The organism is Paenochrobactrum pullorum (genome assembly GCF_041929845.1).
Classification (GTDB): Bacteria; Pseudomonadota; Alphaproteobacteria; order Rhizobiales; family Rhizobiaceae; genus Paenochrobactrum; species Paenochrobactrum pullorum.
On the sequence record NZ_JBHEEH010000001.1, the window covers coordinates 569425 to 588729 of the forward strand.

The following is a 19305-nucleotide window of genomic DNA, read 5'->3' on the forward strand; positions in this document are numbered from 1 at the left end:
GTTGACCGTCATAATCTGTCATTCAGTGCCGCAGAGTTACACTGGCAAAAGCTTTTATCAAGCAGTTTATTCACCGATATCAGTTAATTATATTGAAACTGGCGTGGAAAAGTGCCCAGCCTAAAATGGCTGCAGGTGCGATGAGTGTACACAGCATAATGCCTAAAAAGACTGTAGCCGGATGAATGGCGTTGGTCTTTTGTGGGATATTGGCGGTGCGGCTATGTGAACGAACAGTTTGAAAGGTGCGGTGACCGCTCACTCTGCCTGTATCAAACTGGCCTTTGCGTTCTATCCAGCGTCCATGTGTGATATCTGCCATTTTTCTTCTCCTCGTTCCCATTGTTATTATGCGCCGTCTTTAAAATAGTGCAAGAATAAAAATAATAATATTGATTGCAATCTGCTTTGTTTTTGATAATACATTTTCTGTATAAGTAATAATTTTAACTATACAGTATCTATTGTAATAATAGTAATTTCCGAATTTACATGTATTTCTGAAATGAATGTCATTCATTTGTTGCTTTTGAAAACTGCCGCTAAACGCAAAAGCTGTGTGCCTACATAAGCTTGCATTCAAAAAGTGGTTCAAACTATTTGGTGCTTGATGCAAAAATATATGAGGAAAGCAGTGGCCAAGGCTTATGTCGGGGACATGCAGCATCTGAAGCATTGAAAAACGATGGTTTCTTATATTTGAAACTGGTTTTATGATGCTCTCTTGCCTCTTTTGCATATCAGCTATGCATGATTGTTCGTTGATCTAAACGATTTAGATCGGTATGTATGCGTCATCGGACTTACTCCTCCTCCCAAAGTCCGATACCGGAATGCGGCACTCCTCCTCCCAGCCGCGTTCAAAGATTGGGCCGCGCATCCTCCTCCCGCGCGGCCTTTTTTTTGCTCATTTTTTGTGCGCCAATTACTTTTCCCCGTTCTATTGTCATTGCCTGATACACATTGTGTTCGGTCTGCTGCTCTTTGGCTTTTGAGAAAAAGTGCCTATATCTGCGCCAGATGTATAATAACAATAATGTAAAGGCGAAAAACCATGAGCAACGGCATCCATCATGTCACTCTGATTACCGGTAAGGTTCAGCCGAATGTGGATTTTTATGCGGGCTTTCTTGGGCTTCGTCTTGTCAAGCAAACGGCCGGTTATGAAGATACCGAGCAGCTGCATTTGTTTTACGGCGATCAGCACGGCAATCCGGGTTCACTGATAACATTTCTGGTCTGGGAAGACGGCGTGCGCGGGCGTGCCGGTCACGGCCAGATCAGCGAAATTGCGCTTGCTATCGATCAAAGCGCTATCGGCTTTTGGATGGAACGTGGTTTGCGCCATAACATCGCCATTGAAGGGCCGAAGGTGGAAATGGGCGAAACTGTTTTACGCATGAAAGACCCTGATGGTGTAATCGTCAAGCTGGTTGCTTCCACATTAAAATCGCCTGATGCGGCCGTCGCTGGTGATATTCCAACCTTCGCAGCAGTACAGCGCTTGCAAGGCGTAACGCTTCTGTCGGAAGTGCCGGAGCAGACACAGGCTTTTCTGGTTAAGCATTTTGGTTTGAAGCCGGATTTGCGGACAGACACAATCAGCCGTCTTGCCTCGCAAAGCGGTGACTATCTGGATGTGCGTGATGCAACCGGTTTTTGGGAAGCAATGCAGGGCACAGGTACGGTGGATCATGTTGCGCTTCGTGCCAAAAACTTAGGCGAGATTGATGCCATTTCTGTTGAGTTTTCCAAGCTTAATGCGGTGGAAACGACGGTGCATGACCGTAAATATTTTCATTCGCTATATGTACGTGAACCGGGCGGCAGCCTGATTGAGTTTGCCACCGATGCGCCGGGCATGAGCGTGGATGAAGCGCTGGCTGATCTTGGTAAAACCTTGTTTGTGCCGCCCGCATCCGAAGATGATCTGGGTGATAACAGCTTGCGTTTGCCGCAATTTGCTTTGCCAGGTGAGGAGCGGATTATTTACCGTGAATTGCCTTTCATCCACCGGATTTACCAGCCGGAAAATCCGGATGGCACATTTATGGTGCTATTGCATGGCACAGGTGGCAATGAAAATGATCTGATGCCATTGGCGCATAAGATTGCGCCCAACGCCACGCTGATCGGGGTGCGGGGACGTGCGACTGAAGAGGGTGTGCATCGCTGGTTCAAGCGTATAACGATGAGCCGTTTTGATCAGGCGGATATTGCATTTGAAGCGGAAGCCTTCATGGCTTTTGTGGAAGGCATTGTGAAGTCTTATCAGGTGGATTTAAGCAAAACGGTATTTTTGGGTTATTCCAATGGAGCTAATTTGCTTGGAGCTATTTTGCGTCTGCATCCGCATGTGTTGCAAAAGGTGATTTTGTTGCGCGGTGGCGAGGTGCTGGAAAATGCACCCGTGACGGATTTATCAGATGTTTGCCTGCTGATGCTGAACGGAGAGGATGATATTTACGGCGGCTTTGCCAAGCCTTTGGTGGAGGCGCTGCAACTTGGCGCCGCTAAGCTGCAAGCAGACATGCTTAAAGCGGGTCATAATCTGTCGCAAGAAGATATCAGTCGCAGTCAAAAATGGCTTGAGCGATTCTAAAAAGTGAAACCGTTCTGTTGTTCAGGGCGGTTTTTTTAGTCTTGGCTTTTAATTATGTGGCTACTTTACGTCTCGCACATAAAAAAGCACCGGACAACTTGTCTTTACGCTGGACTCTGACATTGCGATCAAACAGACTGCCGCAGTCTTCAAGATAGTTGTACGGGGTTTTTCTTGCTCAATTCATTCAGGCAGATAGTGTGCATTCTTGCCTTCAGCTTGGTGCTGAGCAGTTGCGCTTCCCGACCGGAAGGGGTTTTGATACCGGTTCCTGTTAATGAGCCAAACGTTTCCAAGGTTGATTTGCTGGTTACAACCACACGTATGCCGACCTATGATCCGCGTACATTATTTTCAGGAGAACGTGGCAGCAGTTTGATTGTAACCGATATTGGTATTTCGATTCCGCCGGATGCCAACCGTACAATCGGACAGGTGCAATGGCCAAAACGATTGCCTGCTAATCCGTTAAAAGAGTTTACCACTTATCGTGTCGCCGGTCTTGAGCAAAAAGACGGCGAGAAGCAATGGCTTGATAAACATATTCCTGCCAATGGCAGCGTGATGATTTTCATTCACGGCTTCAACAATACATTTGAAGATTCGGTCTATCGTTTTGCGCAGATTGTGCATGACTCAGAAGCAAAAGTAGCGCCGATCATTTTCACATGGCCGTCCCGCGCCAGCATTTTCGATTATAATTATGATAAAGACAGCACCACCTATTCGCGCGATGCGCTGGAAGAGGTGATCCGTGCGGCTGCCGCCCATCCAAAAGTTAAAGATATCACCATCATGGCGCATTCGATGGGTACATGGCTGACCATGGAAACCTTGCGCCAGATTGCCATCCGTGACGGACATATCATGCCGAAGGTGAAGGATGTGATCTTGGCGTCGCCTGATCTGGACGTGGATGTGTTTAGCCAGCAATGGCGTGTCATGCAGAAACAAGCGCCGAAAATGACAATTTTTGTTTCGCAGGATGATCGCGCACTTAAAGTCTCGCGTCGTATTGCGGGCAATATTGATCGTTTGGGACAAATCAATCCCGGACAAGAGCCTTATCGCTCGGCCTTGGAGGCAACAGGTATTACCGTCATTGATCTTACCAAGCTGAAGGTTGGTGACCGTCTTAATCATGGTAAATTTGCTGAAAGTCCTGAAGTGGTGCAATTGATCGGCAAGCGGCTCGTTGCCGGACAAACCATCACCGATTCCGATATTGGTTTGGGTGAGCGTATTGGTGCCGTGGCCTTGGGGGTCGGGCAAGGTGTAGGTAGCGCTGCTTCTGTTGCGGTCAGTACACCAATTGCGATTTTCGACCCAACGACAAGACGCACTTATAACCAGCAGATCGACCGTTTTGGTCAGGCGATTGGCGGCACGTTAGAAAGTGCGACAGGTCAGTAATTGATGACTGATACAGAAGTCCGATATATTCATTTATACCGGACTTTTTGTTGTTTTCGGGCAGAAAAATCGTTACCAGATGCACGCATAGACATATCGCGGGGGCATCATGCAAATTATCCACACCATCTCTGAGCTGCGCAGCCTGATTGCCGGTCAACGCAAGCTTGAGAAGTCTGTCGGTTTCGTGCCGACAATGGGATATTTGCATGCAGGACACATGGAACTGGTGCGCCATTCCCGCGAGAATAATGATTTCACCATTGTGTCGGTGTTTCTCAATCCGCTGCAATTTGGTGCCAATGAAGACTTGTCGAAATATCCGCGTGATTTGGAGCGTGATGCTAGCTTATTGCGCGCAGGCGGTGTCGATGTATTATTTGCGCCATCGGTGCGTGAAATGTATCCACAACCCATGCAGACGGTGGTGGATGTGCCGACCCTTGGTTCGCAATTGGAAGGCGAAGTGCGCCCCGGCCATTTTGCAGGAGTGGCAACTGTTGTATCCAAGCTTTTCAATATTTTGCAACCGGATCGTGCTTATTTTGGCGAGAAGGATTTTCAGCAGGTTGTGATCATCAAGCGTATGGTTGAAGATCTGCTGATGCCTGTTGAGGTGATCGCAGTGCCGACAGTGCGTGAGCCCGATGGTTTGGCCTATTCTTCGCGTAATAGTTATTTGAGCGAAGGCGAAAGAAAGGCAGCTGTTATCGTTCCGCAGGCGCTGGTATTGGCTGAAAAATTGGTTTCCGAAGGGGGACTCAATGCAGCCGGTTTGGAAGAGGCTTTGAGTGATTTTATCAGAACCGAACCCTTGGCGGAGCCAGAGATGGTGGCGGTTAGAAATCCTCATACATTGGAACGTGTCAGTTCTTTAAAAGATGATGATTTACTGGTCGCCCTTTTTGTGCGGATCGGCACAACCAAACTGTTGGATAATCGCGTTTTTAAGGTCAAAAGATAGGCAGGTTCAGCTTATTCTCTCTCAGCTTGTTGTGAAAACCGTATTGTGGCTACGCAACGGTTGAAAACATGCGACAACCTGATTGTAAAATCTTGGCAACTATTTGTTTTGAACGTCTGTTCGGGTTATGATTGATTTTGTTTTTTACGCTTTAATGCAGGAAATTTATTATTAACGTGACAAGCGATATTGCCCATACAGAGTTGATCGCGGTTTTGGCGGCGGTCACACTGGAAGAACCGCGCGTGATGACAATCAGTCAGGGCACAGCCTTGCCTTCGGGGCCGTTTGAAACGGGCCATCGCTCGCTGCAAGCAGGTTTGCGGGCTTGGGTGCAGGCACAAACCAATTGTCCGCTTGGCTATCTGGAACAGCTTTACACATTTGCCGACCGTGATCGTCATCCTGATGGTCAGCGCACCATTTCGATCAGCTATTTAGGTTTGGGACGGGAAAATCCGGCGGCTCAAGGTGGTGCTGGTTGGCGCGGCTGGTATGAATATTTTCCGTGGGAAGATCATCGTCAGGGGCAGCCTGAATGTTTGGATGAAATCGCAATAGCACTTAAAAACTGGGCGAATATGGCGGGTGATGCCAAACAGGCAAGCTATCGTCATCGCCGCATTGCTTTTGCCTTTGGGCTTGATGATGGCGGCTGGAATGAAGACCTGACCCTGCAACGCTATGAATTATTATTCGAAGCTGGTTTGGTTAAAGAGGCGGGGCATCAAAGCGGGTTTGGTATGCCGATGTTTGCTGATCACCGGCGCATTCTGGCAACCGCCATTGCACGTCTGCGTGCCAAGATCAAATATCGGCCAGTCGTGTTTGAACTGATGCCGGAAACCTTCACATTGCTGCAATTACAGCGCACTGTGGAAGCGCTGGCGGGTTTACGTCTGCACAAACAAAACTTCCGCCGCTTGATGGAGCAGCAGAACTTGGTGGAAGAAACCGGCGAGAGCGACAGCGAAACCGGGGGGCGTCCGGCCAAGCTTTTCCGTTTCCGTCACTCCATCCTTGAAGAACGCGCTTTAACCGGATCAAAATTACCTCTCTCCCGCGGTTGACATTATACTCTTTATGAGTATATCTGCGCACCCATAATATACTCATAAAGAGTATAAGGAGGGGTCATGAACCAATTCACATCAGTTTCAGAACTTTACCAGCGCGTCGCACGTGTTTTGCCAAAAGCCGAATGGCTGTCTTATCAAGATGATGTCGAGGCGATCTTAGAGCTCAAGCGCAGCCGCAATGCGGTTATTCTGGCGCATAATTACCAAACACCGGAAATCTTTCACGGGGTAGCAGATATTGTTGGCGACAGTCTGGCGCTGGCGCGTGAGGCCGCCAATGCGGATGCTGATGTGATTGTGGTGGCGGGTGTGCATTTCATGGCTGAAACGGCTAAATTGCTGAACCCGTCCAAAACAGTACTGATCCCTGATCTGGGGGCAGGGTGCTCATTAGCAGACTCAATTACACCCGAAGATGTCGCTCTGTTGCGTCAGACCCATCCGGGTGTGCCGATTATCACTTATGTCAACACATCAGCGGCAGTGAAGGCTGCATCTGATATTTGCTGCACATCGGGCAATGCCAAAAAGGTGGTGGAATCTTTAGGTGTGACGAAAGTGCTGATGATACCCGACGAGTTTTTGGCACAAAATATTGCGCGTGAAACCGATGTCGAAATCATCGCATGGAAAGGCCATTGCGAAGTCCATGAACGCTTTACGCCATCAGATATTACCGAACTGCGCGATAGCCATCCGGGCGTGGTGATTTTGGCGCATCCCGAATGTCCACCCGAAGTGGTAGAAGTTGCCGATTTTTCCGGCTCCACCGCAATGATGTCGGATTTTGTGGCGGTTGAAAAACCTGCCCGCGTTGTGCTTTTGACCGAATGTTCGATGAGCGACAATGTGGCCGTGCAGCATCCGCAAGTGGATTTTATCCGCCCGTGCAATCTCTGCCCGCACATGAAGTTGATCACCTTGAAAAACATCCGTGATGCGTTGGAAAACAACCGCCATGAAGTGGTGATTGATCCGGCGATTGCAGCACCTGCACGCTTTGCAGTCGAGCGGATGCTGGCGGTTAAATAAGAAATAAGCAGGAGATCATCATGACATTAACCTCTTTGCCGCGCTTCACGATAGAGCCATTGGTGCGTGCTGCTTTATCCGAAGATTTAGGTCTTGCGGGTGATATTACCAGCAATGCCGTTATTCCGGCGGATCATCGCTCGATAATGGTTTTTCGTGCCCGCACCAAAGGTGTGATTGCAGGTTTGGATCTTGCTGCTCTAAGCTTTGAGCTGGTTGATCCGAGCGTGGGGTTTCAACCACTTTGCCAGGATGGTGATGAGCTGGAGGCGGGATCTGTCATTGCCAAGGTCAGTGGATTATCGCGCAGCCTTTTGATGGCGGAGCGCACAGCCCTTAATCTGCTGGGCCATCTATCCGGTATTGCGACGGTGACCTATCAATTAATGCAGGCGGTCAACCACACCAAAGCACATGTCACTTGCACCCGCAAAACTATGCCGGGCTTACGTGCGATAGAAAAATATGCCGTGCGGGCAGGGGGCGCTAAAAACCATCGTTTTGCACTTTATGATGCGGTGCTGATTAAAGACAATCACGTGGCGGTGGCAGGCGGTGTTGGCGAGGCGATCAAACGCGCGCGCGCCAATGTCGGCCATATGGTGAAAATCGAGGTGGAGGTCGACACGATTGAGCAATTACATGAAGCAATGGCTGTTGGTGTCGATGCGGTGCTTCTTGATAATATGTCGCCAGCTATGTTGGTGGAGGCGGTGAAGATTGTTGATGGTCGCGCGATCACCGAAGCATCGGGCGGTATCACACCGGCAACAGCGGTGGCAATTGCCGAAAGCGGCGTTGACCTTTTATCAATCGGCTGGTTGACCCATAGTGCACCAAATCTTGATATCGGCTTGGATTTTGAAGCTTAGTCGTTGAGAAGCTTTTGCATGCTGATAGGTGTCGTTAAAAAAAGCCCCCAAAACCTGTCGGGGGCTTTTTTTCATATTTTATTCGAATGTCAGAGCGCGGTCGCCATCTGCATCTTTGATGCGGGTTTTAAGACCGATATGGTTCATAATGTGCAGGAACGGACGCGGGTTCAGTTCTTCCACATTGACCATGCGCTTGGTATCCCATTCACCCGATGCAATCAGCATGGCTGCTGCAACCGGCGGAACACCGGCAGTGTAAGAAATGCCTTGGCTCCCCACTTCTTCATAGGCTTCTTTGTGGTCGGCAACGTTATAAATAAAGACTTCGCGTTCAGCGCCGTCTTTCGTGCCCTTCACAAAGTCACCAATGCAGGTCTTGCCAACATAATTTGGAGCCAATGATGCCGGATCCGGCAGTACAGCCTTGACCACTTTCAGCGGCACAACTTCCAGACCTTCAGCGGTTTTAACCGGCTGTTCGGAGAGAAGGCCGAGATTGTTCAACACGGTGAAAACATTGATATAGTGATCACCGAAGCCCATCCAGAAGCGCACATCGGCATTCGGATAGTTTTTCGACAACGAATGCACTTCATCATGGCCGGTCATGTAGGCTTTGCGTTTGCCAACCACCGGCAGATCGAACTCTTTGCCGATTTCGAACATTTTGTTCTTCTGCCATTCCTGGTTCTGCCAGGAATAAACGGTGCCGGTAAATTCGCGGAAGTTGATTTCCGGATCAAAATTAGTGGCAAACCAATGGCCGTGATCGCCGGCATTGATGTCGACTATATCGATGGATTTAACTTCATCGAGATAATCGTCGGCAGCCAGTCGTGCATAGGCATTGACCACGCCGGGATCAAAGCCGATGCCGAGAATGGCAGTGATGCCTTTTTCTTCACATTCGGCAGCATGTTTCCACTCGTAGTTGCCATACCACGGCGGGGTCTCGCAGATCTTTTTCGGATCTTCGTGAATGGCTGTGTCCATATAGGCTACGCCCGTGTCGATACAAGCGCGCAAAACAGACATATTGAGGAAGGGCGAGCCGACATTGATCACGATATTGACGCCAAGCTTGGTAATCAGAGCTTTAGTGGCTTCGATATCAAGAGCATCCAGCGCATGAGCTTCAAGCTTAACCGGAGTTTTCAGGTTCTTCTTGTCATGCACGGATTTAATAATTTCGCGGCATTTCTCAACCGTCCGGGACGCAATGTGTATATCTCCTAATACATCACTGTTTTGAGCGCATTTATGCGCCACGACCTGTGCTACGCCACCGGCGCCGATGATGAGAACGTTCTTCTTCATTTATGTTGATGCACCTTTTAATTACTTACACCAGTTACCAAGTCTCTTAAAAAGAAGGAGTTTCAAGCCTTCTGTTTAAGAAAGAGACTGCTCGAAGTCCGCGAAGGTAAATTCGCGAACCACATTGATTTGACCGTCTAATTCGCGAACTGCTATAGCGGGCATTTTCACGCCATTAAACCAGTTTTTCTTGACCATAGTATAACCGGCTGCGTCTTCAAAAGACAAACGATCGCCGATTTTCAATTCTTTTTCAAAGTTGAACTCACCGAAAACATCACCGGCAAGGCAGGATTTACCACAAACCATATATTGGTGTTTGCCATTATTAGGCACCATTTTTGCGGTCTCACGATAGATCAGCAGATCCAGCATATGGGCTTCAATCGAGCTGTCGACAACGGCCAAGTTTTTGCCGTTGAACAATGTATCAAGGACTGTGACTTCCAGCGTGGTGCTTTTGGTAATCGAAGCTTCACCTGGTTCCAGATAGACCTGCACATGGAAGCGCTCGGAAAACTGTTTCAATCGGGCGCAAAAAGCATCAAGCGGATAATCATCACCGGTAAAGTGGATGCCGCCGCCAAGACTTACCCATTCAGCGCGCTCCAAAAGCGAGCCGAATTTTTCTTCTGTCTGGCTCAAAACTTCGTCAAACAGGGCAAAATTATTGTTCTCGCAATTGTTGTGGATCATAAAGCCGCTGATGCGATCCATCACCTTTTCAACCTTTGTAACATCCCATTCGCCAAGGCGGCTGAAAGGGCGTGCCGGATCGGCCAGATCAAAGCTTGAAGTGCTCACCTGCGGGTTGAGGCGCAGGCCGCGTTTAATGGATGAAGCTTTGTCGGCAAAGCGTTCCAGCTGGCTGATCGAGTTGAAAATGATCTTGTCGGCATTTTCAATCACTTCATCAATTTCATAATCGGCATAAGCCACACTATAGGCATGGGTTTCACCGCCGAATTTCTCACGGCCAAGCTTCACTTCATTCAAGGATGAAGAGGTGGTGCCATCCATATATTGGCTCATCAGATCAAACACAGACCATGTAGCAAAGCATTTTAAAGCCAGCAGTGCTTTGGCACCGGACTTCTCGCGCACATAAGCAATCTTTTCCATATTGCGCAAAAGCTTCGACTTATCGATCAGGTAATAAGGGGTCTGGATCATGAGCATTCCATCGGGAAAGAAATGTTAATTGCTGCACTTAGCCTGAAGCTTACAGTAAGCTTGTGACGTAATTACAAAGATGCAGCTGCTTAATTTATCTTATGCAATATATAGAATACCCAAGAACCGCAATACCAAGCTTTGCAGGTTAGATATGCGACATTGCTTTATACCAAATATATTAAGCGCTGCTGTTAATCCTATATAGGCAGTTTTTATCAAATTCCCAACTTATAATTTTCCAAGCGATGTCTTGACAAAATGTAGTGTCGGGATTAGTCGACAATCGACATAGCTCTCACTGCTTTTTGCAGTCCGCGATTATTAATTCATAATAATTATTCACTCGCGATAGGGCTTTTATGCCGGCAATGCTGGTTTGAAGGACATAAGATGCAAACTCAACAACAAGCCGGAAGCTGGGGTCAGCTTTTTTCCGGCTCCAATGCAATTCGCAGTCTAACGCTGGTGGGCGGTGTGGCTCTGCATGCAATTAATGTATTTATCTCGACAACGATTTTACCAACTGTCATTCAAGATATTGGCGGTCTTGATTTTTATGCATGGAATACTACGCTTTTCGTAGCGGCCTCCATTTTGGGTTCAATGATGGCGCCACGCCTGCTGGGTCAGGTGGGGCCACGCTACGCCTATCTAGTTGCTGCAATCATCTTTGCCATCGGCACTTCGATATGTGCTTTTGCGCCTTCCATGCCAATCATGCTCGCCGGGCGTAGTGTGCAGGGTTTTGGCGGCGGCTTTTTGCTGGCTTTGTCTTTCTCGATGGTGCGTCTGGTGTTCGAACCACGGCTTTGGACTTTTGCTATTGCGCTGATTTCCGGCATGTGGGGCGTGGCATCACTGGTTGGCCCTGCCATTGGTGGTGTATTCGCGCAATATGGCCATTGGCGCATGGCGTTCGGTTCGATCATTCCGGTGATTGTGCTGTTTGGTTTGCTGGCAGTGTTTATTCTGCCGAAAGAAGCCGGCAAGGGGGATAAAACGGGCGGTTTGCCTTGGGCACAATTGGTGCTGTTGACCGCAGCCGTTTTACTGGTGTCATGGGCAAGCCTTTCACCGTCCTTCTTTTATAATGCACTGGGCATTTTGGCGGCAATCGCACTGTTGGCATTGACCTATGTCATTGAGCGCAAATCGCCCAATCATGTGTTGCCGCGTGATGCTTTCAACATGAAAAAGCTTGCGCCGCTTTATATCACTATGGCGTTGTTGAGCTTGATGGTCACATGTAGTGAAGTCTTTATCCCATTGTTCTTCCAGACATTACATGCCCAAAAACCATTGGTTGCTGGTTATCTGGCAGCCTTGATGGGGCTTGGCTGGACATTGGGCTCACTCACCACATCCAGCCTTTCTGCCAGCAATACCAATCGTGTGATTGTGTCGGCGCCTTTTGTTGGATTGACCGGTTTGATCATTCTGGCACTGATGGTGCCGGGCGGAAGTCATGGTAGCTGGCTTGATCTGGCACCAATGTGCATCAGTCTTTTCATCGTTGGTTATAGTGTTGGTCTGACATGGCCGCATTTGCTTGCCAATGTGTTGCAGATCACCCCGCAAAACGAGCAAGGCCTTGCGTCTGCCTCACTCACCACTGTTCAGTTGGTCACAACAGCTTTTGGTGCGGCCTTAGCCGGAACTATCGCTAATCTGGCCGGTTTGAGCAATCCGGGTGGTGCTGGCGGCGTTGCCAATGCAGCTCTGTGGTTGTTTATTTCCTTGACGGCCTTGCCGGTGCTGGCGATTTTCATGACCCGCATCGTCGTGCGTTTACGCAAACAACGGGCTGTAAAGCCGGTTGCTGAAGAGTCGGTTGAAATGGCTGCTTAATGTGCTTCCAGACGCTGTATCGAATAGGTACAGCGTCTGTCGCCCGACAAGATATATTCCTCCCGCTCGACTTTGACATCTGTTCCTAAAAGCGCGCGGAAAATATTAAGCTCCGCACGGCAAAAGCCCTGACAAGCTGTTGCAGCAGCACAAATCGGGCAATGATTTTCAATGAAAATCAATCTGCCGTCCTTATCCGTTTCCACTTCCGCCATATAGCCTTCTGACGAACGAAGTTCTGCCAGTTTTGCCACGCGCTCTGTCAAGCTTATAGTTTGGTTCATGGCGCTCTGGTAAAGCTCGCGCGTTTGGTTTTCGCGGGCGCTGATCAGTATATCAAGTGCATCTTGCCCTAATAAATCGCGTATAGAGCTTAAAAGCTGCACTGTTAATTGCGCATGCGTATCGGGAAATCTTGCGTGACCAAGTGCCGTCAAATCCCAATATTGCGACGGGCGACCCACGCCGCGGCTTTGTGAATAAGAGACAACCAAACCTTCTTCATTGAGCCTTACCAATTGCTGGCGTACGGCTTCACCGGTGATGCCCAGTTTTTTACCCAAAACAGCGGCTGTATTGGCGCCATGCATTTTTAACAGCATCAAAATCCGCTGCCCGGGAGAACGTGCCAAGATAGTTTCGGAATTTAGTAGGTCATTTCTTGACATCTTCAACGCAATCTATTTTAAAAAGACATTCCTTGTAAAATAAACGATTGATGTTAAGGGCGCAAGCGGCAAGGAAAAAGAATACGACAGTCAACCAATGGCTGGTGCTTTTACGTTTCCGTGCCGGATGGCAAAAAGGCTTGATGTCTGTGCTGATAAAGATTATTTCGGCGTCAGACATTATTCCGGATTGGTAATGGCGCTCATGTTCATTGGTGGTTCGAACAAGCGCGTTGATATTGCCTGACCGCAATGGCTGCATGTTCAGGACACAGTCCGGGAACTTGAATTTAAGCTCTGTTTTCATGGTTCATGAAACAGCGCTTATTTTTTGAATATTTCATCAGCCTGTCGGGTTTCCCAAGTCCCTCAGGTATCAATCTGGTAGCAAAGCAGAGACACATTCCATCATGAGCAATTTCAATCAGGAAACCGTCCTTGAAGTTCATCACTGGACAGACCGGTTGTTTTCTTTCCGTACCACGCGCGATCAGGGTTTTCGTTTTCAAAGCGGCCAATTCATCATGATCGGCCTTGAAGTTGAAGGCAAACCATTGCTGCGCGCTTACTCCATCGCCAGTAGCATTTATGATGAACAGATGGAGTTCTTCTCCATCAAAGTGCCGAATGGCCCGCTGACATCCCGTTTGCAGCATTTACAAGTTGGCGACAAGATTCTGGCTGGTAAAAAACCAGTCGGCACATTGCTCTATGATAATTTGTTGCCGGGCAAAAACCTCTGGCTTTTATCAACCGGCACCGGCCTTGCACCTTTCATGTCGATCATCCGTGATCTGGAAGTTTACGAGCGCTATGAAAAGGTTATTTTGGTGCACGGTGTGCGTGAAGTGGCCGAGCTTGCTTATAAAGATTTCATCACTAAAGAATTGCCTGAAGATGAGTTTTTGGGCGAAATGGTGCGTGAAAAGCTGATTTATTATCCGACCGTTACCCGTGAAGCTTATAAAAATCAGGGTCGTATGACTGATCTCATCCGCTCGGGGAAATTATTCTCCGACATCAATATGTCGGCTTTTGATCAAGAAAACGATCGCATGATGTTGTGCGGCAGCCCTGAAATGCTTGCTGAAATGCGCGAGATTTTGGAAGGTCAGGGTTTGGAAGAGGGCAGCCAGACCACAGCCGGTCACTTCGTGATCGAAAAGGCATTTGTCGAGAAGTAAGTCTTGATGCTTCATGATCAATAAAAACACCCCTGTCTCGTTCAAGACAGGGGTGTTTTTTATATTATTTTTTGGAATAAGGCACACCGCCGACAATCCAGTCCGTTTTTTCCACCTCATCAAATATGATGGTGATGGCTTCGGGTTTATTATTCCAGATACGCTCAAAGCTTTTCGTTATTTCTTGTGCGAGCTCATGCTTTTCCTCGTCACTACGCCCGGATAACATGGAAATTCTGACCAGTGGCATTATGCGCTCCTGCCTTTGTGACTGATGCTGTGTAAGAAGGATCAGTATTGATATGATGTTATATCAGCATCATAAAATCTAATTGTGGTGTTGATTATCTCGAAAGCTCTGGTATCGGTTAAGTTCTGAAGATTTATCAGCACTTTGAATAACATTTTTTATAATGGCATTGCTCACCTGTAAATCGCTAATAGTGAGGTACAGTGCCGGAGGCTGTTTGCATGACAACACAAGTAATGCCCGAAAGCGGCACAGCACGCTGGCGCGCTGAATTCATCAGTGCCATGAAGCTGGGATGGCCGCTCATCCTTACCAATTTGTCACAAGCAGCTCTCACCGCAACCGATGTGATTCTGATCGGTCGTTTGGGGCCTGACACTTTGGCTTCAGCGGTACTTTCAACGTCTTTTTACCACACAACCATGATCTTCTGCATGGGACTGGTCACAGCCGTTATGCCGATGGTGGCGATCACTTTGGGTAAAAACAGACATTCGGTGCGCGAGGTTCGCCGCACCGTTCGTCAGGGGTTATGGACAGCTATCATGATCTCCATTCCCTTCTGGATCATGCTCTGGAATGCGGAACATATTTTCATCGCTCTCGGTCAACGCCCTGATGTAGCGGCGCGCTCAATCGAGCTGATGCACACTTTGCAATGGGCGTTGTTGCCCTATCTTGGCTATATCGTTTTGCGTTCGTTTCTGGCAGCACTTGAAAAACCGCTCTGGACACTGCTGATTGCGATGATGGCGATTGCCTTTAACGCTTTAGCTGCATGGAGCTTGATTTTCGGCCATTTCGGTTTGCCGGCACTGGGCTTGCGCGGGGCAGGTATTGCCACCACCTTGTCCAGCTGGATGATGTTCTTCGGGTTGGCAATGGTGATTGTCACCCATAAGAAGTTCCGGCGCTATGCCATGTTTGGCCGTTTCTGGCGTCCTGACTGGCCGCGTCTGCTGGAACTGTGGCGCTTGGGGCTGCCGATGGGGCTGACCTTCGTGTTTGAATCGTCAATTTTTTACGCAGCTGTTTTGATGATGGGTAAAATTAGCCCGACATCACTGGCAGCTCATGCGGTCGCGATGCAGATTGCAAGTTTGAGCTTTATGGTGCCGCTTGGTTTTGGGCAGGTGGCGACAGTGCGTGTCGGGCGCGCTTACGGTGCGCGTGACGCCAAGGGGCTCTATTATGCCGGCTGGAGCTCTTATATTTTAGGCATCGGCTTTATGGCTTTCATGGCATTTTTGATGACAGTTATGCCAAAAGTTTTCATCGGGGCTTTCTTGCCTTTAAATGATCCGGCCAATGCCGCAGTGATCCAACTGGCAATGTCTTATTTGGTGTTGGCGGCAATTTTCCAGATTTTTGATGGCGGGCAGGTGGTTGCGGCCGGTATGTTGCGCGGGCTGCAAGACACCCGTATTCCGATGTTATTGGCGCTGCTTGGATATTGGGGCATTGGTTTGCCGCTGGGTGCAGCACTGGCCTTCTGGGCAGATTGGAAGGGTATGGGGATCTGGATTGGCTTGGCAGCAGGCCTTGCGATGGTTGCCGTGTTGATGACAAGGCGCTGGATAAAATTACTCGAAATTGAAACCCGTCGTTTGAGCCAGCTTGTTTGACATAAAAAACCGCCCGAAGGGCGGTTTTTTATGCTTTATAATTGAAGAATTAATCGCGGATTGCCATGATTGATTTCGCCATACCGGCAACCATTTCATATTCAATCTTGGCATCCGGAAAGAGAGTTTTAACTTGCTTGCTGTTCAGCAAACGGATGGATTCAACATGAAAACGGGCCTCCTCAGTGCTTTCCTGACGGGCAAAAAAGCCAAGCCGCATTTTGGTCATTAACCAGACGCGCACCGAAACCGGCAGCCAATGGAAGCCGATAAAGCGGAAATGAGGCTCATAAGCAAACCAATGGTTTGGCGTTTGCATATAATAGCGCTTGCCCAAACGGCGGGTATTTTCGGCAAACTGGGTAATAGCATCCCAGTTCCCGACATGTTCAATCACCGAATTGGAATGGACGATATCGAAGCTTTTGCCGGTGAATAAATCAGGCGCTGTCGCATCACCGATCATGAAGGTGAATAGATCTGTATTCTTTTCTTCCTGCTTTTCCGGATTAATCAGGGTGAAATGCAAGCGGTCACGATGCTGATTGATGTAGTCCTCACCGATCAGCCAGTATTTTTCTGAACCGCCGAGATCCAGAATTTCTACTTTTTCTTTTTCAGCCAGTGCTGCTTCAATCAGTTTGCGGATATGTTCGAAACGCTTGGCACGAAATGAAAATTCAAGGCTTTTGCGATCCTTGTATGGGTCACGGGATGGAGTTTCCCCTTCAGGCGTTTGCGCAGTATTGGCCATGATAAAATCCCTGTATCGGCTGAAATATTATTATTTCATCCAATAAAGCATAAAAGTAAACGCACAATGAGTGAGTTTGTCACTTTAGATAGAAAACGGCTAAAAACAGTTTTTACTCGTCAATAGCACAGGCAAACATGGGGCCGCCTTTATGGGCTGGGAAGCCGTAGCCATTGATCATCACCAGATCAATGTTGCTGGCGCTCGCTGCAATGCCATTTCCCAGCAAGAGATTGCCTTGGGTTTGCATGGCTTGCAGCAGGCGTTGTTGTATCTGCTCTCTGCTAAACTTGTGCGGTGTGATGTTTTTTTCGCTTCGTGCTGCATCAATCAAATCAGTCACAACCGGATCAATCTCGCGTTTGCCTTGTGTGTATCGATACCAGCCAAGGCCGGATTTTTGGCCAAAACGACCAAGCTCGCAAAGCTGATCGGCAATTTTGACATAGCGCAATTGCGGGTCACGGGTGAGAGCCTCGCGTTTGCGCTTTGCCCAGGCAATTTCCAGACCTGCCATGTCATAAACGGCAAAAAGCCCCATGGCGAAACCATAGTCTTCGAGCGCCGCGTCAATATCTTGCGGATAGGCACCATCTTCCAACAAAAATTCTGCTTCACGCCGATAGGCCGAAAAAATACTGTTGCCGATAAAACCTTCAATCACACCGCTTAAAATCGGTAGCTTGCGCATTTTATTGGCGACAGCAAAACCGGTAGCAACGGCTTGCAGATCAGATTTTCCCGTGTGAATGACTTCCACTAACCGCATAATATGGGCTGGTGAAAAGAAATGCATACCGATAACGCGCTGCGGATAAAGTGTGGCGGCGGCAATCTCGTCAGGGTTTAAATAGCTGGTATTGGTGGCAAGGATCGCATTGGCACGAATGATTTGATCCAGTGCCTGAAACAGTTTTACCTTGACTTCCAAATCATCAAACACCGCTTCAATGACGAGATCAGCTACGCCCAAACTTTCCAGATTTCCGGCAATGGTCAGCGCTTTTTTCTGGCGCTCGAAGGCATCCGCACTTAAGCGACCAGATTGCAGGTTTTTCTCCAAAAGTCCTAAAATTCGCTGATGTCCGGCAAGGGCTGCTTCTTCTGTCTGTTCAACGCCGATCACCTGATAACCGGCATTGAGTGCCGAGACGATAATGCCGGAGCCCATCAGCCCCATACCGACGATGCCTAGAACTTTAACATCTTTCGGGCTGCTACCTTCCAGCATTGCTGGTTTTTTGGCCATACGCTCAGCCAAAAAAACATGGCGCAGCGCCTTCGCTTCATCGCTGTCTCTAAGTTGCAAAAATATTTGCCGCTCTTGTGCTAGTCCTTCGTTTAAGTCTATCTGTTTGGCTTGTTCCACTAGTTCGACGGCTTGTCGTGGCGCATTTTGCCCGCGGCTTTTACGCAAAATACCGGTTTTAATATTTGCGAATTTTTGCGCATCATATTGCGGTGTCACGCGCTTTGGTGCTGGTTTGAGGCTTGCATTTTTTGCGTGTGCTATCAGCGTATCTTCATCTGCTAATTCGTCAATCAGCCCGATTTCCAAGCATTCAACGCTTTTGAGCGTGCGGCCTGTGCCGATCATATCGAGTGCTATATCGACAGCAATCATACGCGGCAGACGTTGTGTTCCGCCAGCACCCGGTACAAGCCCGAGCTTCACCTCCGGCATCCCGAAGATACTTTTTTCACTCGCTACACGGCCATGGCAGGCAATGGCAATTTCGGCACCTCCACCCAAGGCCGCGCCATTGACGGCGGCAATGATGGTTTTACCGAAATTTGCCAGTCGCTGGGTCACTTGCGGCAGGGTTGGCTCGGTGACGGGTTGCCCAAATTCTTTAATATCGGCACCGGCAACAAAAGTGTTGCCCGCACCGGTTATCACAACACCTTGAATGGTGTCTGTTGTTTCTGCCTGATCGAGAGCCGCCATCAAACCCTGTCGCACCGAGGCGCTGACTGCGTTGACCGGCGGGTTATCAATGGTAATCAGCATGACATTATCTTCAACAATCGCACTGATTGTATCAGAAAATTGTGTGCTTGAATGGGAGCTCGTCATCAGGCAGCCTTTCTTGAATTTGGCTTAGTCAGGAATAACCGCAGTGGCCTGAATTTCGATCTTCGCTCGGTCTTCAATGAGCGCCACCACTTGCATGGCGGCCATGGCCGGAAAGTTCTTGCCGATTACTTCGCGGTAAGCCTGACCAATGCCTTTCATATTGTCGAGATATTCTTTTTTGTCGATAAAATACCATGTCATTGAGGTCAGGTGCTCAGGCCCTGCACCGGCAACAGCCAGCACATCGACAATATTTTGCAAAGTCTGGCGCACTTGGCCGACAAAATCATCAGTTTCAAATTGACATTGACCGTTCCAGCCGATTTGTCCGCCGACAAAAATGGTGCGCCCTTGTGCTTCAATACCATTGGCATAGCCGATTGGTGCTGCCCAACCTTCAGGTTGCAAGATTTTTTTCATGTCTACTCCGGATAATTAAGA

At 48.5% G+C, this 19305-nt stretch carries 18 protein-coding genes; 9 read left to right on the forward strand and 9 right to left on the reverse strand.

What is annotated here, in order from left to right; translation table 11 throughout:
• Positions 1 to 79: 79 nt before the first annotated feature.
• On the reverse strand, positions 80 to 322 hold the full coding sequence (locus JNC77_RS02685; RefSeq protein ID WP_374829175.1) for a hypothetical protein: 243 nt from the start codon (positions 320 to 322) through the stop codon (positions 80 to 82).
• Positions 323 to 1054: 732 nt separating this feature from the next.
• Between JNC77_RS02685 and JNC77_RS02690 the strand changes: the two genes are divergently transcribed.
• The 6 genes from JNC77_RS02690 (at position 1055) to nadC (ending at position 7962) form a co-directional block, all read left to right on the forward strand.
• Positions 1055 to 2602 (forward strand): VOC family protein, encoded by a 1548-nt coding sequence (locus JNC77_RS02690; RefSeq protein ID WP_374829177.1) that lies wholly within the window; start codon positions 1055 to 1057, stop codon positions 2600 to 2602.
• Positions 2603 to 2776: 174 nt separating this feature from the next.
• Positions 2777 to 4015: an alpha/beta hydrolase gene (locus JNC77_RS02695; protein ID WP_374829179.1), complete on the forward strand. Its 1239-nt coding sequence runs from the start codon at positions 2777 to 2779 to the stop codon at positions 4013 to 4015.
• 109 nt (positions 4016 to 4124) lie between these two features.
• Positions 4125 to 4979, forward strand: coding sequence for a pantoate--beta-alanine ligase (gene panC / locus JNC77_RS02700; RefSeq protein ID WP_374829181.1), 855 nt, complete (start codon positions 4125 to 4127; stop codon positions 4977 to 4979).
• Between the two features lie 176 nt (positions 4980 to 5155).
• Positions 5156 to 6049: an NUDIX hydrolase gene (locus JNC77_RS02705; RefSeq protein ID WP_374829183.1), complete on the forward strand. Its 894-nt coding sequence runs from the start codon at positions 5156 to 5158 to the stop codon at positions 6047 to 6049.
• 66 nt (positions 6050 to 6115) lie between these two features.
• A complete protein-coding gene (nadA, locus tag JNC77_RS02710) occupies positions 6116 to 7090 on the forward strand; it encodes a quinolinate synthase NadA (RefSeq protein WP_374829185.1) in 975 nt (324 codons plus the stop codon).
• 20 nt (positions 7091 to 7110) lie between these two features.
• Complete coding sequence (gene nadC, locus JNC77_RS02715; protein WP_374829187.1) at positions 7111 to 7962, forward strand: carboxylating nicotinate-nucleotide diphosphorylase; 852 nt, start codon at positions 7111 to 7113, stop codon at positions 7960 to 7962.
• A gap of 78 nt (positions 7963 to 8040) precedes the next feature.
• On the opposite strand, the gene JNC77_RS02720 is transcribed toward nadC, so the two are convergent.
• Both JNC77_RS02720 and nspC read right to left on the reverse strand, forming a co-directional pair.
• Entirely contained in the window at positions 8041 to 9282 is a 1242-nt protein-coding gene (locus tag JNC77_RS02720) for a saccharopine dehydrogenase family protein (RefSeq protein ID WP_374829189.1), read from the reverse strand.
• Between the two features lie 75 nt (positions 9283 to 9357).
• Positions 9358 to 10455, reverse strand: coding sequence for a carboxynorspermidine decarboxylase (nspC, locus tag JNC77_RS02725; protein WP_374829191.1), 1098 nt, complete (start codon positions 10453 to 10455; stop codon positions 9358 to 9360).
• A 393-nt stretch (positions 10456 to 10848) separates the two neighbouring features.
• Here nspC and JNC77_RS02730 point away from each other — a divergent pair, with 393 nt between their 5' ends.
• Positions 10849 to 12306, forward strand: coding sequence for an MFS transporter (locus JNC77_RS02730; protein ID WP_374829193.1), 1458 nt, complete (start codon positions 10849 to 10851; stop codon positions 12304 to 12306).
• Here JNC77_RS02730 and JNC77_RS02735 read toward each other — a convergent pair.
• Complete coding sequence (locus JNC77_RS02735) at positions 12303 to 12908, reverse strand: helix-turn-helix transcriptional regulator (protein ID WP_374829195.1); 606 nt, start codon at positions 12906 to 12908, stop codon at positions 12303 to 12305. The genes JNC77_RS02730 and JNC77_RS02735 overlap by 4 nt on opposite strands.
• Before the next feature lie 52 nt (positions 12909 to 12960).
• Positions 12961 to 13281 (reverse strand): hypothetical protein, encoded by a 321-nt coding sequence (locus tag JNC77_RS02740; protein WP_374829197.1) that lies wholly within the window; start codon positions 13279 to 13281, stop codon positions 12961 to 12963.
• Positions 13282 to 13381: 100 nt separating this feature from the next.
• Here JNC77_RS02740 and JNC77_RS02745 point away from each other — a divergent pair, with 100 nt between their 5' ends.
• A complete protein-coding gene (locus JNC77_RS02745; protein ID WP_374830459.1) occupies positions 13382 to 14158 on the forward strand; it encodes a ferredoxin--NADP reductase in 777 nt (258 codons plus the stop codon).
• A 64-nt stretch (positions 14159 to 14222) separates the two neighbouring features.
• Here the strand turns inward: JNC77_RS02745 and JNC77_RS02750 are convergent, their stop codons facing one another.
• The gene (locus JNC77_RS02750) at positions 14223 to 14408 is read right to left on the reverse strand and encodes a tautomerase family protein (RefSeq protein ID WP_374829199.1); all 186 of its coding nucleotides are present in this window, start codon (positions 14406 to 14408) and stop codon (positions 14223 to 14225) included.
• A gap of 221 nt (positions 14409 to 14629) precedes the next feature.
• Between JNC77_RS02750 and JNC77_RS02755 the strand changes: the two genes are divergently transcribed.
• A complete protein-coding gene (locus tag JNC77_RS02755) occupies positions 14630 to 16033 on the forward strand; it encodes an MATE family efflux transporter (protein WP_374829201.1) in 1404 nt (467 codons plus the stop codon).
• Between the two features lie 49 nt (positions 16034 to 16082).
• Here JNC77_RS02755 and JNC77_RS02760 read toward each other — a convergent pair whose 3' ends face one another.
• The 3 genes from JNC77_RS02760 to JNC77_RS02770 form a co-directional block, all read right to left on the reverse strand.
• Positions 16083 to 16787, reverse strand: a complete 705-nt coding sequence (locus JNC77_RS02760; protein WP_374829203.1) for a class I SAM-dependent methyltransferase — start codon at positions 16785 to 16787, stop codon at positions 16083 to 16085.
• 112 nt (positions 16788 to 16899) lie between these two features.
• Positions 16900 to 18864: a 3-hydroxyacyl-CoA dehydrogenase NAD-binding domain-containing protein gene (locus JNC77_RS02765; protein WP_374829205.1), complete on the reverse strand. Its 1965-nt coding sequence runs from the start codon at positions 18862 to 18864 to the stop codon at positions 16900 to 16902.
• Between the two features lie 24 nt (positions 18865 to 18888).
• A complete protein-coding gene (locus JNC77_RS02770; protein WP_374829207.1) occupies positions 18889 to 19284 on the reverse strand; it encodes a RidA family protein in 396 nt (131 codons plus the stop codon).
• Positions 19285 to 19305 lie beyond the last annotated feature (21 nt).

What these genes read in the sequence shown, in the direction of transcription:
- JNC77_RS02685 (WP_374829175.1), bottom strand. Translation starts at nt 322, where the DNA reads ATGGCAGATATCACACATGGACGCTGGATAGAACGCAAAGGCCAGTTT.
- JNC77_RS02690 (WP_374829177.1), top strand. Translation starts at nt 1,055, where the DNA reads ATGAGCAACGGCATCCATCATGTCACTCTGATTACCGGTAAGGTTCAG.
- panC (WP_374829181.1), top strand. Translation starts at nt 4,125, where the DNA reads ATGCAAATTATCCACACCATCTCTGAGCTGCGCAGCCTGATTGCCGGT.
- nadA (WP_374829185.1), top strand. Translation starts at nt 6,116, where the DNA reads ATGAACCAATTCACATCAGTTTCAGAACTTTACCAGCGCGTCGCACGT.
- nadC (WP_374829187.1), top strand. Translation starts at nt 7,111, where the DNA reads ATGACATTAACCTCTTTGCCGCGCTTCACGATAGAGCCATTGGTGCGT.
- JNC77_RS02720 (WP_374829189.1), bottom strand. Translation starts at nt 9,282, where the DNA reads ATGAAGAAGAACGTTCTCATCATCGGCGCCGGTGGCGTAGCACAGGTC.
- nspC (WP_374829191.1), bottom strand. Translation starts at nt 10,455, where the DNA reads ATGATCCAGACCCCTTATTACCTGATCGATAAGTCGAAGCTTTTGCGC.
- JNC77_RS02730 (WP_374829193.1), top strand. Translation starts at nt 10,849, where the DNA reads ATGCAAACTCAACAACAAGCCGGAAGCTGGGGTCAGCTTTTTTCCGGC.
- JNC77_RS02735 (WP_374829195.1), bottom strand. Translation starts at nt 12,908, where the DNA reads ATGCTGTTAAAAATGCATGGCGCCAATACAGCCGCTGTTTTGGGTAAA.
- JNC77_RS02740 (WP_374829197.1), bottom strand. Translation starts at nt 13,281, where the DNA reads ATGAAAACAGAGCTTAAATTCAAGTTCCCGGACTGTGTCCTGAACATG.
- JNC77_RS02750 (WP_374829199.1), bottom strand. Translation starts at nt 14,408, where the DNA reads ATGCCACTGGTCAGAATTTCCATGTTATCCGGGCGTAGTGACGAGGAA.
- JNC77_RS02755 (WP_374829201.1), top strand. Translation starts at nt 14,630, where the DNA reads ATGACAACACAAGTAATGCCCGAAAGCGGCACAGCACGCTGGCGCGCT.
- JNC77_RS02760 (WP_374829203.1), bottom strand. Translation starts at nt 16,787, where the DNA reads ATGGCCAATACTGCGCAAACGCCTGAAGGGGAAACTCCATCCCGTGAC.
- JNC77_RS02765 (WP_374829205.1), bottom strand. Translation starts at nt 18,864, where the DNA reads ATGACGAGCTCCCATTCAAGCACACAATTTTCTGATACAATCAGTGCG.
- JNC77_RS02770 (WP_374829207.1), bottom strand. Translation starts at nt 19,284, where the DNA reads ATGAAAAAAATCTTGCAACCTGAAGGTTGGGCAGCACCAATCGGCTAT.